The sequence below is a fragment of the Variovorax sp. KBW07 genome (genome assembly GCF_003852515.1).
GTDB lineage: Bacteria > Pseudomonadota > Gammaproteobacteria > Burkholderiales > Burkholderiaceae_C > Variovorax.
This window is the reverse complement of the sequence record NZ_QAJK01000189.1, coordinates 1-13,626: the sequence shown is the minus strand read 5'-3', so window position 1 is coordinate 13,626 and position 13,626 is coordinate 1. Positions and strand designations below refer to the sequence as shown.

13 protein-coding genes are annotated in these 13,626 nt (G+C 68.2%); 5 read left to right on the top strand and 8 right to left on the bottom strand.

The window, feature by feature from the left end:
• Nucleotides 1-145: 145 nt before the first annotated feature.
• Complete coding sequence (locus tag DBV14_RS30605; RefSeq protein WP_124465266.1) at nucleotides 146-1,171, bottom strand: NAD(P)-dependent alcohol dehydrogenase; 1,026 nt, start codon at nucleotides 1,169-1,171, stop codon at nucleotides 146-148.
• Nucleotides 1,172-1,269: 98 nt separating this feature from the next.
• On the opposite strand from DBV14_RS30605, the gene DBV14_RS30600 reads away from it, so the two are divergent.
• On the top strand, nucleotides 1,270-2,223 hold the full coding sequence (locus tag DBV14_RS30600; protein WP_124465264.1) for a LysR family transcriptional regulator: 954 nt from the start codon (nucleotides 1,270-1,272) through the stop codon (nucleotides 2,221-2,223).
• 169 nt (nucleotides 2,224-2,392) lie between these two features.
• Nucleotides 2,393-3,382 carry an ABC transporter substrate-binding protein gene (locus tag DBV14_RS30595; protein ID WP_124465276.1) on the top strand — a complete coding sequence of 330 codons (990 nt, stop codon included), beginning with the start codon at nucleotides 2,393-2,395 and terminating at the stop codon, nucleotides 3,380-3,382.
• Nucleotides 3,383-3,391: 9 nt separating this feature from the next.
• On the opposite strand, the gene DBV14_RS30590 is transcribed toward DBV14_RS30595, so the two are convergent.
• The 7 genes from DBV14_RS30590 to DBV14_RS30560 form a co-directional block, all read right to left on the bottom strand.
• Nucleotides 3,392-3,922 (bottom strand): DUF3761 domain-containing protein, encoded by a 531-nt coding sequence (locus DBV14_RS30590; RefSeq protein ID WP_124465261.1) that lies wholly within the window; start codon nucleotides 3,920-3,922, stop codon nucleotides 3,392-3,394.
• Between the two features lie 72 nt (nucleotides 3,923-3,994).
• Entirely contained in the window at nucleotides 3,995-4,645 is a 651-nt protein-coding gene (locus DBV14_RS30585; protein ID WP_260397288.1) for a hypothetical protein, read from the bottom strand.
• Nucleotides 4,642-5,514, bottom strand: coding sequence for a hypothetical protein (locus DBV14_RS30580; protein ID WP_260397287.1), 873 nt, complete (start codon nucleotides 5,512-5,514; stop codon nucleotides 4,642-4,644). Before DBV14_RS30580 ends, DBV14_RS30585 begins: the two co-directional genes overlap by 4 nt.
• Nucleotides 5,511-6,029, bottom strand: a complete 519-nt coding sequence (locus tag DBV14_RS30575) for a hypothetical protein (protein WP_260397286.1) — start codon at nucleotides 6,027-6,029, stop codon at nucleotides 5,511-5,513. Before DBV14_RS30575 ends, DBV14_RS30580 begins: the two co-directional genes overlap by 4 nt.
• A gap of 2 nt (nucleotides 6,030-6,031) precedes the next feature.
• Nucleotides 6,032-6,655: a hypothetical protein gene (locus DBV14_RS30570; RefSeq protein ID WP_260397285.1), complete on the bottom strand. Its 624-nt coding sequence runs from the start codon at nucleotides 6,653-6,655 to the stop codon at nucleotides 6,032-6,034.
• Nucleotides 6,655-7,263 (bottom strand): hypothetical protein, encoded by a 609-nt coding sequence (locus tag DBV14_RS30565; RefSeq protein WP_124465259.1) that lies wholly within the window; start codon nucleotides 7,261-7,263, stop codon nucleotides 6,655-6,657. Before DBV14_RS30565 ends, DBV14_RS30570 begins: the two co-directional genes overlap by 1 nt.
• A gap of 79 nt (nucleotides 7,264-7,342) precedes the next feature.
• The gene (locus tag DBV14_RS30560) at nucleotides 7,343-9,463 is read right to left on the bottom strand and encodes an MSCRAMM family adhesin SdrC (RefSeq protein ID WP_260397284.1); all 2,121 of its coding nucleotides are present in this window, start codon (nucleotides 9,461-9,463) and stop codon (nucleotides 7,343-7,345) included.
• Between the two features lie 421 nt (nucleotides 9,464-9,884).
• Between DBV14_RS30560 and htpG the strand changes: the two genes are divergently transcribed.
• From htpG to DBV14_RS30545, 3 genes are read left to right on the top strand one after another with little or no spacing between them, the layout of a single operon-like run.
• Entirely contained in the window at nucleotides 9,885-11,921 is a 2,037-nt protein-coding gene (gene htpG, locus DBV14_RS30555; protein WP_124465255.1) for a molecular chaperone HtpG, read from the top strand.
• On the top strand, nucleotides 11,918-12,511 hold the full coding sequence (locus DBV14_RS33550) for a hypothetical protein (RefSeq protein ID WP_260397283.1): 594 nt from the start codon (nucleotides 11,918-11,920) through the stop codon (nucleotides 12,509-12,511). Before htpG ends, DBV14_RS33550 begins: the two co-directional genes overlap by 4 nt.
• A gap of 35 nt (nucleotides 12,512-12,546) precedes the next feature.
• Nucleotides 12,547-13,578 (top strand): tripartite tricarboxylate transporter substrate binding protein, encoded by a 1,032-nt coding sequence (locus DBV14_RS30545; RefSeq protein WP_124465251.1) that lies wholly within the window; start codon nucleotides 12,547-12,549, stop codon nucleotides 13,576-13,578.
• Nucleotides 13,579-13,626 lie beyond the last annotated feature (48 nt).

The following is a 13,626-nucleotide window of genomic DNA, read 5'->3' as shown; positions in this document are numbered from 1 at the left end:
TGGTGTACCGCTGATCAACGACCACTCTGATGACGCTCACGCGGATGGTGTGCTCTGCGCAGCGAAATAAAGGAGGAGCGAAGCGGGGGACATTCGCGGAGCAGAGCACACCGTCGGCGTGGGCGTCGCCCTGAACAGCGGCCCATCAAAGCGTCACAACGATCTTCCCGAACGCACCACGCGCCAGATGATCGAGCGCGTCGGGCAGCGCATCGAAACCGTACTGCCCCGCGATCACCGGCTTCAGCGCATTCACGTCGACGGCACGTACCAGGTCTTCCAGCGCGCGCCGATGGCCGACACCGATGCCTTGTACCGTCACGCGGCCCAGCACCATCGCGTAGAACGACGCGCTCAGCGTGTCGCCACCGAGCATGCCGATGATCGACACACGGCCGCCCTGCTTCACGGCTTGCAGCGATCGATCGAGATTGGGACCGCTCGACAGTTCGAGCACGTGGTCGGCGCCGCGGCCATTCGTGAGGCGGCGCACTTCGGCCGGCCAGTCGCTGTCGCGCGACAGCACCTGCGTGGCGCCGAGTGCCAGCGCCTGTTCGCGCTTGTCCTCGCTGCCCGTCACCATGATGGCTTGCGCGCCGTGCAGCCGCGCCAGTTGCAGGCCGAACAGCGCGACGCCGCCAGTGCCGTGGATCAGCACCGTCTCGCCCGCGCGCAGGCCACCGGTCTCGGCCAGTGCGAACCAGGCGGTGAGGCCTGCGCAGGGCAGGGTGCTGGCTTCGGCAAGGCTCAGCGTGGTGGGGGCGGACACGGCCCATGCCGCGTCGATCAGCACGTGCGATGCCAGCACGCCGGGGCCGGGGCCGCCCATCAGCGTGGTGTCGGCATGCCAGTGGCTGTCGGTCCAGCCGCCCCAGAAGGTGTTGATCACGCAGTCGCCGACGGCGAAACGGGTCACGCCGGGGCCGGCGGCGACCACGGTGCCGGCCATGTCGGAGCCGGGCGTGAAGGGCAGGTCGAGGGCCATGCCCATGCCGTCCTCGATCATCAGCAGGTCGCGGTAGTTGAGCGACACGGCCGCCACCTTCACGAGGATCTGGCCGGGGCCGGGAGTGGGCAGCGGCGCTTCGGCCTGCTCGAGATGGGCGCGGCCCAGCCGGGGCAGTCGCCAGTAATGGCGCCGCAGGGTATCGACGGGTTCTTGTCGTTGCATTGAGAAAGCTCCACGAAACAGTGAGCTGCCATGCTATTGACGATGTTGAATATCCGGTGGCGGATAATTTTCTCTTCAGTGGCGATTGAAAGTATCCAATGGGTCAACGCCTGCAGGGCATCGAAGAATTCGTCGCGGCGGTCGAGGCCGGCAGCTTTGCGCTGGCGGCGCAGCGCCTGTACGTCACCCGTTCCGCGGTGGCCAAGAGCATCGCGCGGCTCGAGGCACGGCTGAACACGCGGCTGTTCCTGCGCACCACGCGCAGCCAGAGCCTCACGGAAGAAGGCCACGGCTATTACGAGCGTTGCCGGCGCGTGCTGGCCGAACTCGATGCGGCCGAGGCCATGACCGACGTGGCGCGCAGCACCGCCACCGGCCTCGTGCGGGTCAGCATGCCGGCCATGCTCGGCCGGCTCAAGGTCGGGCCGCTGCTGCTGGCGCTGGCGCGTCGGCACCCGCAGCTGTCGCTCGAACTCTCGTTCAACGACCGGCGCGTGGACCTGGCGGAAGAGGGGCTCGACCTCGCGGTTCGCAGCGGCGAGCTGGCCGACAGCGCGGAGCTGATCGCGCGGCCGGTCGGCGTGCAGTGGATGGCACTGTGTGCCGCGCCGGCGTACCTGGCGGAGCGCGGCCACCCCAGGTCCATCGGCGAGTTGCAGAGCGCGCAAGGGACACCACAGGACGCAAACGGCGCGCATGCCGGGCACGAAGCGGTGCTCTATGCGCGCGACGGCCAGGTCTCGGCCTGGCGCTTTCACGATGCCGAGGGGCGCCTCGTCGAAGTGACGCTGCCCTCGCGGCTGCGTTGCGACAGCGCCGAGGTGCTGCTCGAAGCGGCCGTCGGCGGCATGGGCCTGGCGCGGTTGCCGGCCTGGCTCGCGGCCGATGCACTCGCGGCCGGCACGCTGGTGCGCGTGTTCGAGGAGCCGTTGCCTTTCGGCTTCGAGCTGAACGTGATCCGCTCGCGCAGCCGCTACCTGCCGTTCAAGACGCGCGTGGTGATCGACTGGCTGGCCGAGCATCTGCCGCCGCTGCTGCAGGTCGCGCCCTGAACGCCGGCGCGGGCGCTATCCTGCGGCTTCGGTTTTTCCAATAACAAACAGCGAGTCACTCGCAGGAGACAAACGCATGCGTCCCTTCGCCATCCGGCCCCTTCGCTCAAGTCGCTCCATCCGCTCCGTTCGCCAGCTCGCAGCAGCCGCCGCATGCCTGGGCAGCGCGATGCTTCTCCTCGCTTCTCCGAACGCGTCCGCGCAAGGCACCGTGAACGCGCTGTGCAGCACCGACGCGGGCTGGTGCGAAGCCGCTGCCACGGCCTTCACGCGCGAGACCGGCATCAAGGTGCAGCAGGCCCACAAGGGCACCGGCGAGATCGGTGCGCAACTGCGGGCCGAGGCCGCCAACCCCAAGACCGACATCTGGTGGGGCGGCACCGGCGACCCGTTCCTGCAGGCGGCCGAACAGGGGCTGCTCGACGCCTATCGGCCGGCCTACATCAACGACCTGCACGAATGGTCGGTGCGGCAGTACGCCATGTCGCAGAACATGGTGGGCGGCTTCTACACCAGCGCCATCGGCTTCGGCTTCAACACCGATCTGCTGAAGAAAAAGAAGCTGCACGAACCCAAGTGCTGGGCCGACCTGATCAAGCCCGAATACAAGGGCGAGATCGAAATATCGCATCCGGCTTCCAGCGGCACGGCCTACACCATCATCGCGGGGCTGGTGCAGCAGATGGGCGAAGAGGCGGCCTTCGACTACCTGAAGAAGCTGCACCGCAACGTCACCAGCTACACGCGCAGCGGCCAGGCCCAGGCGCCCAACGTGGCCAAGGGCGAAGTGGCCATCGGCGTGAGCTTCATCTTCGGTTTCGAGCGCTGGCGTTTTGACAAATTTCCAGTGAAGACCGCCGCGCCCTGCGAGGGCACGGGCTACGAAGTGGGCGGCATTGCGCTGGTGAAGGGCGCGCGCAACAAGGACAGCGCCAGGCGCTACTACGACTGGCTCATGAGCCCCGCGGGCCAGTCCATCGGCGCGAAGGCGGGCAGCCTCCAGACGCCCGCCAACAAGACCTTCAAGCCCGACGCGCGCATCGCGTCGATGGCCGACGTGAAGCTCATCAAGTACGACTTCGAGAAGTACGGAAAAGCGGCCGAGCGAAAGCGCCTGATCGACCGCTGGACCCGCGAGGTCGAGTCCCAGCCGAAGTAGGACCGGGGTTCAGGAGCAGGCCTTGTTGTGGGATGCGTGCATGCCTTTCGCCTTTGCATCGGCTTCGCTCAGGTACTCGCCCTTCTTGGTCTTGCCGTAGTAGCGGTCGCCCATGCAGTGGTAGACCTTGGTCTCGTCGTTGGCCCACACCTTGCCGGCGCCGCCACCGGGTGCGGCCGCCATCTTCGTGAGGTCGGGCGCGCCGGGCGTGCGGGTCGCCGTGCCGGTGCTCGGGGCCACGCCGGTCTTGTCGACTTTGGCCGACTGGGTTTCGACCGCGGGGGCCGATGCCGGTGCGGCCGGGGCAGCAGCTGTTGCTGCCGGCGCGGCCTTGGCGTCCTTGCCGAACCAGGTCTTGATGCCCTTGTGCCCGCGGCACGCGCCCGACTTGGTGTCGGGCGACGCATAGCTGCCGTCCTTGCACTGCACGGTGGTGCCGGCCGGCGCATCGGCGGGCACCTGCGCCTGGGCGGCGAAGGCGGCCAGGCCGAGGCAGGCGGCGGCAATCCACGGCATCGTGCGGGGGTTCTTGTTGTTCATGCAAAGCTCCTGAAGGGTTGAAGGGCAGGCCGGAGCTTTGGGGATCAATCCCAGCGGCAGCTGACTTGCGGTTCAGGGCGAACTCGCCGTGAAGGCGACCGTGCCCAGGTAGTTGCCCGCGGTGCGGCTCGCCGAGTTGACGTACGAGAAGGTCCACATCGCGGTGCGCAGGGTCACGAGGCCGGTGATGTCGGTGGGCGGAACGGTCACCGGCGTGCCGGACCCCGAGGCGGGAATCGCCGGCGCGGGCAGCAAGGGGTCGCTCGAGCTCACGGCAATGACCGACATCGGGAGCGTGTTCGGCCCGCTGGCGAGCGGCGCGCTTACCGTGGCGTACAGGCTGACCGTGCCCGCGTTGCTGCGCACTTCGACGGGCAGCACGTTGCCGCTCGACGCCACCGAAAAGGTGGGTGCCGCGCCGCTCCAGTTCAGGTGCGTGTTGTTGCCGGCGGCCGGCGTGGTGGGGCCGCCGGGAATCGACGGCGTCAGCACGAAGCTCGCGGTGCTGCGCGTGCCGCCTGGCGTGGGCAAGGCGCCATCGCCGATGCGAAAGAAGATGAACCTTTCGATGCCGATGGTGAAGTCGAGATTCACGCTGGCGGGCAACGGCAGGCCGGGGCCCGGCCCCACGGTGACGGACGCGGCGTGTACGGTGTGCGCGGTGTGCGCGGCCATCGTTGCCAGCAGGCATGCCGCCGTTGCCGCTGCCGTTGCCTTTTTCACTTGAGCTCCACGTCCACCTTGAAGCTGCCTTTTTCCCAGTCGAGCGTGCCGCTTGCCTTGACGGGGTACACGGGCTGCGGCGCGGGCTGGCCGCTCTCGGCCTTGGGCACCAGCACCAGCGTGCGGGTCTGGCCCGGCAGGATGGGCGTGCCTTCGGGCACCAGCTCGAAGGCGCGGCCCTTGCTGTCGGTGGCGTCCAGGCTGCCTTCGAGCCGGCCGTGCGCGTCGCCCGTGTTGACCACCGTCACGACGGTGCGGCGCTTGCCCTCGGCCTCGGTGCTGGCGACCTGCCTGATCTCCAGCTTGGGCTCCGCGCCGTCGAGCATGACGTACACCGCCACCGCGATGCGGCCGGTGATCGGCAGGCTCAGGTTGGCGGCGCCGCTACGGATCACGGTCTGCTGGGCGGGCTCGGTGCCTTCGATGGCGATCATGAAGCGGCATTCCCCGCGGGGCGCGTCGGCGGGCGGCTCGACCTGGAAGCGGAACGATCTCTTGCTGCGCGCCGGCACCGAGAGGCTGCGCCTTTCGAGCGTGACCCATGGCCTGCAGCTGCCGGGCAGCAGCTCGTCGTGGTAGCCGATGTTGCCTTCGGCCGAGTAGCTCCAGTCGATGGTGCGCACCGCCACTTCGGTGGCGGCCGACGCCAGGTTGTGGATGTCGAGTGACTGCCCCACGCGCGTGCCGGCCTTGCCCGCGATCTCGAAGCGCGAGGGGGTCACGGCCACTTCGAACGGCGCGGCCGTTGCGCTGCCGGCCGACGCCAGCAGAAATAGAAGCAATAGCAGCAACGACAGCGGCAACACGGGCAGCGATGTGGCGCGCAGCCATCGGCGCATGCGGTCTGATGAATGAGGAAGGGCGTTCATGGAAAGGTCTCGATTTCGAAGATCGATTCGAAGCTCAACGCAGCGCCTGAAGGCAGGCGCAGTTCGCGGGGATCGATGCGCAGCGTCAGGTCGAAGGTTTCGTTCATCCACGGCGCCTGCACCACGCCGGTCCACACCTGCACCCGGTCGCCGGGGCGGCCGGTGCCGCTGGCGAAGACGCCGCCGGCGCGCCACTGCACCTGCAGCCCGGCCGGCGAACGCAGGCCCACGATGGCTGGCGGAATCACATAGAAGATGCGCGCGCGGCGCCCGACGTGGGGCGCTGTCGCAAGGCGGTACTCGATGCGCCCAAAGGGCAGCACGACCATGTTGCCGTCCATGCCCTGCGCGTTGGCGAAATCGCCGCGAACCTGCGGGCGCGGGGACGCCGAGTCGTCCAGGCGCGAGACCGCGGCGCACGACATCGAAGGAGCCGCGCCGCAGATGACGACGCAGGCCAGCGCCATCGCCAGCGAGGCCGTCCGTGGGCGTGGGCTCGAGCGTGGGCCGGGCATGCTCATTCCATCGACGCCGTGAAGCGCACGGTTCCCTTGTAGTTGCCGGCGGGGTAGACCACGTCGTTGTCGTAGGTGAACTGCAGCCGCGTGCCCGTCAGCTGCCGGGACTGGTAGGTCCAGGCGCCCAGCAGGGGGCACAGCAGGCCGGAGCAGAAGGTTGCGTTCGCGTTGTAGCTGGCGATCAGCTGGCTGCCGCCGCCCGTGAAGCGGCCGGTCTGGATGTCCCCCGACGCAAGGTTGTCGTTGAACGTGGCGACCCAGCTGATCTTGCTGAAGGGAATGGTGGCGCCGCCGCACGTACCCAATGGGCACGACAGCGCGGTAGAAGAGTCCACGCGCAGCGTCACGGGGCGCGCCGTGGTGTTGGCGAGGGTCGGGCGTATCGGTTGGACCCAGATGTCGATCGTCTGGCTTCCCGTCAAAGGCACGGGGGATTGCGCGGCGGCACCGGTCACGTTGAAAGCCACCGTGTCGACGGTGGCGCCCGCCGTTCCCACGCGCAAGGTCAGCGAATAGAGGCCGCCCGTGTCCGTCACCGTGGTGATGACGGCATGGGCGGGCATCGACGCCACGGCTGCCGCGAGCGCCAAGGCTGCCGTCGCTGCTGCCGCGCGGGCGTGCATCAGATGCCCTGGGCGGTGTAGGTGATGGTGTTGGTATAGGTGTTCGCGACCCAGCTCGCCGGCGTGCCGCCCAGCGTGTAGGCCCAGGTGCCCGACAGCAGCGCATTGGACGTGATGGTGGTCGAGGCGCAGGAGGCGAGGTTCGCGCCGGGATGCGGCAGCGAGCCCGTCACCGCGACGGTGAAGTCGACATTGCCCGGACCGCCGGTTGCGTTCCAGGTGCCGACGCTGCAGTTGATGGTGCCAGCGCCCGCGTTGGTCCAGGCAGACACCGCGATCGGCGCCGTGGCGGAGGTGGTGGTGACGGTGGGCGCGGCGCCGTTCCAGTCGACGTGCGTGTTGTTGACCGAGGGCAGGGGCGCCGTGGGAACGGCCGGGATGCTGAGGGCCGATGTCCAGGTCACCGTGTCGACCGCGGTGTCGCTCCCGCCCACGCGCAGCAGGATGAGCTTGGGCACGGTCACGCTCAGGTTCACCTTGGCCTGCGCCGTGATGGTGCCCGTGCCGGAGCCGTACTGGCTTTCGGCCACGGCGAGGGAGCCGCCGGCAAGGGAAAGCGCGGCGAGCGAGACGACCAGCATGCGGCGAGCGATGGATTTTCGGGTCATTGAGTCACCTTTGGTTTTGACGGAGTGAGGAACGGGAAACAGAAAACGGAACACGGGAAACACGAAAAAATCTTGTCGTTCATTCGCCCACCTTCACCACGGGAATCGCGGTCGTGGCCTGGCCACGCAAGGGCACGTTGACGCTCACGCCGCTGTCGCTCGCCGTGCCCCAGGGCAGGGGCACGCTTTCGAGCGTCAGCGTGAGTTGATGGCGGCCGGTGGTGACCAGCGGAAATTCGAAACGGCCGTCGCGGTCGGTGATGGCGCGGTAGCGGCCGTCGAGCAGCACCTCGACGCCGGCCACGCCGCCTTCGCCCGATTGCTGCTCGCCGTCGCGGTTGGCGTCCTGGAACACGCGCCCCGACACGCTGCCCCCGCCCGCGCCGTTGCGCGCGCCGGCCGCCTGGTAGGCGGTGCCGGCGCTGCCTTCCCAGCGCAGGTAGACGTAGGCGGTCTTCTCGTTGCTGCGATAGAGGTTGGTGCCGGAAAAAGAGGTCGGCAGCAGCGACGCGCGCGCCTGGTTGAAATTGGCCATGAAGCCCAGCCGCCAGCCCGTGCCCAGTTCCTTTTCGGCCGTGAGCGAACCCGACAGGCCGCGGCTGGTGTACAGGCTGCCGCCTTGCGAGGTGTAGCGCAGGTTGCCGCTGATATGAAAGCCGGTGTCCAGCCAGTAGCGGAACTGCAGGCCCGCCGTCGGGTAGGTCCGCGTGACGCCGCCCGTCTGGTCGCGCGCGTAGCCCAGGGTGGTGGTGAGCTCGGGGCGCATCGTTTCGTAGCGCCCTCCGATCCAGTCCTGTTCCCATTGCAGTTCCTGGCCGGTGGCTGCCTTGTCGCCCAGCACGATCAGCTCGTTGCGGCGCACCGTCAGCGAGAAGCGGGTGCGTGGCAGGTCGAAGAAGCGGGTCTGCAGGAAGCCGCTGCCGTAAAGGCTGCGCGAGGCGCTGGCTGCGGTGCCCGGGGTTGTCGCCGTGTCGCCGGGGCGCCTGTCGTACTGCGTGCGGTACATGCTCATGCTGCCGCCGACGGAGGTGTTGCGGTCGAACAGGTATTGAAAGTTGCCGTTCGCGCCGCTGCGCTGGTAGCCGGTCAGGTTGAAGCCGGTGTCGGGTTGGCCGCGCTCGTAGTCCAGCGCGGCGCCCCAGTTCATGCGGTTGGTGTTGCGGTCCACGCGCCAGTACGCGCCGCGCGTGCCCGTGGTCAAGGGGTAGTCGCCGAAGTGCAGGTTCGGCTGCGCCGCGTAGGCGCCGAACTCGTGCTTGTAGAGCCCGGTGCGCGCGCTGGCCTCGACGAACAACCCTTGCGAGCCACCGGTGGCCACGCCCGGCGTGAGCGACGTGACGCGGCTGCCCACCAGCGTGGCGCGCGCCTTGATGTCGCCGTCGCGCACCACCTCGCGGCCGTAGCCGAGCGATGTGGCCCAGCTCGTCACGCTTTTCTTGCCGAAGCCCTGCGCCGTGAACGGGTCGTAGTAGTAGGCCGGAATGTCGCGCGCCTGGTCGACCTGCACCGCGGCAAACCACGGGTCGCCCAGCCGCTGCGTGAGGCCGAGCCAGCCGAGCGTGCCCTGGCTCTTCTCGAAGCCGGGGTAGGGGCCGCCCGCGAGGTTGCCGCGCTCGCCGAAGCCGGCGCGCAGATCGGTGTCGGTGTTGAAGATCCGCGTCGATGCGCCTCGCACCGTGGTGGAGCCCAGAGACAGGCGGTAGTTGCGGGCGAGCCCGTCGGTCAGCTCGCTGTAGATGTCGCCCACCGCGCTGTCGGCAAAGGTCTGCGTGGTGAGCGGAAAACCCAGGTTGCGCAGCGTGAAGCGGCCGCTGGTCGGCTCGCGCGCATAGCCCAGCGAACCGATGCCGCCGCCCACGGCGTCGTTGCCGCCCAGGTGGCGGCCATCGGCCTGCAGCACGAACTCGCCGTAGTTGAGCGTTTCGCGGCGGTATTCGAAGCGCTGGCCGTACTCGGTCGCGCGCTGGCGGGCGTAGCCGGTGCTGGTGGCGCTGCCGAAGCCGATGCGGCTTTCCACCAGCCAGGCCCGAAAACCCTGCGGCTGTTCGGTCTCCGGCTCGGCATCGGTGGCGGCGGCCGGGTCGGCGTCCGCGCTCATGAAGCGGTCTTCGTAAGGCTGGGGGCCGGATTCGGCGAGCGCCTTCAGCTTTGCGCGCTCCGCCTGGGCGCGGTCCATCGATTCGATGCGGGCATCAGCCACGACGGGCCCGGCGGATCGGGCCGGCGCGGACTGGAGCCCGCACAGGGCAGTTGCACAACCGAGCCACACGTGCACCATGGTCGGGCGCCAGATCGCTCTGGCGGGGTCGACCGCGGTCCTCTGTGTCACTCGAATCATCAAACGACATCCCTGGTTCCCGGAGCATTTCTGCCCTGTTCAGTATCGGAGGCGAGGATATTTCAGAAATGTTAACCACGGTAACTTTTTGTGTTACTAACCGATTTTGGTGCGCGGCGGCCTGTGGACAAGTTCGCGGACGGCCCACAATTTTTCGGCCCCGGTCCTGGCCCCGCGCCGTTGTTTAGGCGCACAAAGGCCTTACCTGAGAAAGTTGGCGCAGGGTCATCGCACGACCACCCTGCCGACTTAGAATTTTTTCGATCCGATATCTCTCTTTCCAATGGCTGATTCCTCCAATACCAAACTCCCGTTCCAGGCTGAAGTCGCGCAACTGCTGCACCTCGTCACGCACGCGCTTTACTCCAACAAGGAAATCTTCCTGCGCGAGCTGATCTCGAACGCGTCCGACGCGTGCGACAAGCTGCGCTTCGAGGCGCTCGACCACCCCGAGCTGTACGAAGACCAGCCCGAGCTCGACGTGCGCCTGTCGTTCGACAAGGCCGCGCGCACCATCACCCTGACCGACAAGGGCATCGGCCTGTCGCGCCAGGAAGCCATCGACAACCTGGGCACCATCGCCAAGAGCGGCACCAAGGACTTCATGAGCAAGCTGAGCGGCGACCAGAAGGCCGACGCACAGCTCATCGGCCAGTTCGGCGTGGGCTTCTACTCGGGCTTCATCGTGGCCGACAAGATCAGCGTCGAGTCGCGCCGCGCCGGCCTGCCGGCCGACCAGGGCGTGCGCTGGGTCAGCGGTGGCGCGGGCGACTTCGAGGTGGCCGACATCACGCGCGCCGAGCGCGGCACGAGCATCACGCTGCACTTGCGCGACGATGCAGACGAATACCTCAACGCCTGGAAGCTCAAGCAGATCGTCGGCAAGTACTCCGACCACATCTCCCTGCCCATCCTCATGGAAAAGGAAGAGTGGAAGGAAGGCGAGAACGACCAGCCCGGCGACATGGTGAAAACCGGCGAATGGGAAACCGTCAACAAGGCCAACGCCCTGTGGAGCCGCCCCAAGAAAGACATCACGCCCGAGCAGTACGAAGAGTTCTACAAGAACATCAGCCACGACTACGAAGCGCCGCTGGCCTGGAGCCACAACCGCGTCGAAGGCAGCACCGAGTACACCCAGCTGCTGTACATCCCGGCCAAGGCCCCGTTCGACCTGTGGAACCGCGACAAGGGCGCGGGCGTCAAGCTGTACGTCAAGCGCGTCTTCATCATGGACGACGCCGAAGCGCTGCTGCCGAGCTACCTGCGCTTCGTGAAGGGCGTGATCGACTCGGCCGACCTGCCGCTGAACGTGAGCCGCGAGCTGCTGCAGGAAAGCCGCGACGTGAAGGCCATCCGCGAGGGCAGCACCAAGCGCGTGCTCTCCATGCTCGAAGACCTGGCAAAAAAGCAGAAGACCGCGCCCGAGAGCGGCGAAGGCAAGATCGACGTGGGTTCGGGCGAGTCGGTGCCGGCACCCGAGCCGACCGAAGGCGTGACCGACGTGGTCGACAAGAACGCGCCGACCGCCGCTGAAACAGCCGCCGCGGCTGCCGACGAATCGGGCAAGTACGCCAGGTTCTACGCCGAGTTCGGCGCGGTGCTGAAGGAAGGCCTGGGCGAGGACATGGGCAACCGCGACCGCATCGCCAAGCTGCTGCGCTTTGCATCGAGCACCACCGACGGCGTGACCGTGAGCCTTGCCGACTACAAGGCGCGCATGAAAGAAGGCCAGGACGCCATCTACTACATCACCGCCGACACGCTGGCCGGTGCCAAGAACAGCCCGCAGCTCGAAGTCTTCAAGAAGAAGGGCATCGAAGTGCTGCTGATGACCGACCGCGTCGACGAGTGGGCGCTGAACTACCTCACCGAGTTCGACGGCACGCCGCTGCAAAGCGTGGCCAAGGGCGCGGTCGACCTGGGCAAGCTGCAGGACGAGGCCGAGAAGAAGGCCGCAGAGGAAGCCGCCGAATCGTTCAAGCCGCTGCTCGAGAAGCTCAAGGAAGCGCTCAAGGACAAGGCCGACGACGTGCGCGTGACCACCCGCCTGGTCGACTCGCCCGCCTGCCTGGTGGTGCAGGACGGCGGCATGAGCACGCAGCTTGCGCGCATGCTCAAGCAGGCAGGCCAGCCCGCGCCCGACCTGAAGCCGGTGCTCGAAGTCAATGCCGACCACCCGTTGGTGAAGAAGCTCGAGGGCTCGGCGCACTTCGACGACCTCGCGAACATTTTGTTCGACCAGGCGCTGCTGGCCGAAGGCGGCCTGCCGGCCGACCCCGCCGCCTACGTGAGGCGCGTCAACGCGCTGCTGGTGTGAACGCCCGGCCGCGCATCTTTCGTGCAGCAACGGCCACCGTTCCGGTGGCGCTGCTGCTGCTCCTGGTGAGCGGCTGTTCTCACTATCACATCGGCATTCCGCTGGTTCCCGGGCTCTCGCTGGGCCTGGGCGCCACCAAGGACGGTAATTTCTCGATGGGCCTGAACACCGGCTTCGGCCCGCTCGGCGCGGGCGTGGCCGTGAACAACGGCGGCGTGGTGTCGGGCTCCGCCGGAGTTGGCGTGGGGGTGGGCGTTGGACCCGTCGGCACGGGCGTCGGCGTGGGCAAGAGCGTGGTGCTGCATGACCCGAAGGCGGGGGCGGGGGCGGCGACGGCGACAGGCGCCACCGCGGCCACCGTCAGCGAGCCCGCGGGGCCTGTTGCCGCAGCAGCGGGTGCGGCACCGGCTGCACCGGCGGCAGCAGCGCCTGTCACGGTCACCAAGGCCGGTGTCACCCGGCCCGCCACCAGCAGTGCGGCGTCGCCCTCGACACAGCAGCCCGTGCCGGTGCGTGTGTCCTATCGGCCATCGGCCACGGCTGCCGCGCCCGTCGGCGCCGGCACGCCCGGCCAACCCGTCGGGCCCTGACCCAAGGCCCGCCACACTGGCCGGGAGCCCGCTTCATGAACCGACAGCAACGACGGTTTCAAGGGGCTCGCCTCATCGCCACGGCCTTGCTGTTTCTTGCTGCCGCCGTGCCCTTCGCGGCGCGGGCGCAGGAGCCTCAGCAGCAACAACAACAGCAGCCTTTCACTTCCTATCCCGCCAAGCCTTTCCGCTGGATCGTGCCGTACCCCGCCGGTGCCGGCACCGACATCGTCGCGCGCACCATCGGCACCCAGCTGGCCATCGACGCGGGGCAGCCCGTGCAGATCGAGAACCGCGCCGGCGGCAACACCGCGCTCGGCGCCATCGAGGCCGCGCGTGCCCCCGCCGATGGCTACACGCTGCTGTCGGCCGACAACGGCATGCTGGTGTTCAACCCCGCGCTGTACCGCAACCTCAGCTACAACCCTTCGCGCGACTTCGCGCCCGTCACCTTGCTGGGCCGCTTGCCGATGGTGCTGCTGGTCGGCCCGTCCAGCGGCGTGAAGGACGCACGGGCTTTCATCGAAGACGCCCGCGCTTTCCCCGGCAAGGTCAGCTTTGCCTCGGCCGGCACCGGCAGTCCGCAGCACCTGGCGATGGAGTTGCTGGAGCAGCAGGCCGGCCTGTCGATGGTGCACGTGCCGTACCGCGGTGCAGCCCCCGCGCTGGCGGACGTGGCGGGTGGCCAACTGCCGGTGATGATGTGCGACCTGGCCGCGGCGAGCCGCTTCATCCGCAGCGGCAAGCTGCGCGCGCTGGCGGTGGCGCACCCGACGCGTCTGGCGCAACTGCCGGGCGTGCCGACCTTCGCCGAGCTGGGCATGCCGAAGGTGGAGGCGGCAGCGCTGATGGGCCTGGTGGTGCCGGCCGCCACGCCACCGGAGGTGGTGACGCGGCTGCAACGCTCGGTGGCGAGCGCGATTCACAACCCGGTGGTGCAACGCAAGCTGGCCGAGTTCGGTGTCGAGCCGGTGGGCGACGCGCCGGGGCAGTTCGCGGCGCTGCTGGAGGGCGAGTCGGCGCGTTGGCATCCGTTGATTCGCGAGCTGAATCTGTCGCTTGACTGACGTTCTGTCTGCTTGCTGCTTGTTGAGGGCTGCTGTTCAGGGCGACGC

Bases quoted from the DNA above. Each gene is read 5' to 3' on its own strand.
- DBV14_RS30605 (WP_124465266.1), bottom strand. From the start codon at position 1,171: ATGCAACGACAAGAACCCGTCGATACCCTGCGGCGCCATTACTGGCGA.
- DBV14_RS30600 (WP_124465264.1), top strand. From the start codon at position 1,270: ATGGGTCAACGCCTGCAGGGCATCGAAGAATTCGTCGCGGCGGTCGAG.
- DBV14_RS30595 (WP_124465276.1), top strand. From the start codon at position 2,393: ATGCTTCTCCTCGCTTCTCCGAACGCGTCCGCGCAAGGCACCGTGAAC.
- DBV14_RS30590 (WP_124465261.1), bottom strand. From the start codon at position 3,922: ATGAACAACAAGAACCCCCGCACGATGCCGTGGATTGCCGCCGCCTGC.
- DBV14_RS30580 (WP_260397287.1), bottom strand. From the start codon at position 5,514: ATGAACGCCCTTCCTCATTCATCAGACCGCATGCGCCGATGGCTGCGC.
- DBV14_RS30575 (WP_260397286.1), bottom strand. From the start codon at position 6,029: ATGCCCGGCCCACGCTCGAGCCCACGCCCACGGACGGCCTCGCTGGCG.
- DBV14_RS30570 (WP_260397285.1), bottom strand. From the start codon at position 6,655: ATGCACGCCCGCGCGGCAGCAGCGACGGCAGCCTTGGCGCTCGCGGCA.
- DBV14_RS30565 (WP_124465259.1), bottom strand. From the start codon at position 7,263: ATGACCCGAAAATCCATCGCTCGCCGCATGCTGGTCGTCTCGCTCGCC.
- htpG (WP_124465255.1), top strand. From the start codon at position 9,885: ATGGCTGATTCCTCCAATACCAAACTCCCGTTCCAGGCTGAAGTCGCG.
- DBV14_RS30545 (WP_124465251.1), top strand. From the start codon at position 12,547: ATGAACCGACAGCAACGACGGTTTCAAGGGGCTCGCCTCATCGCCACG.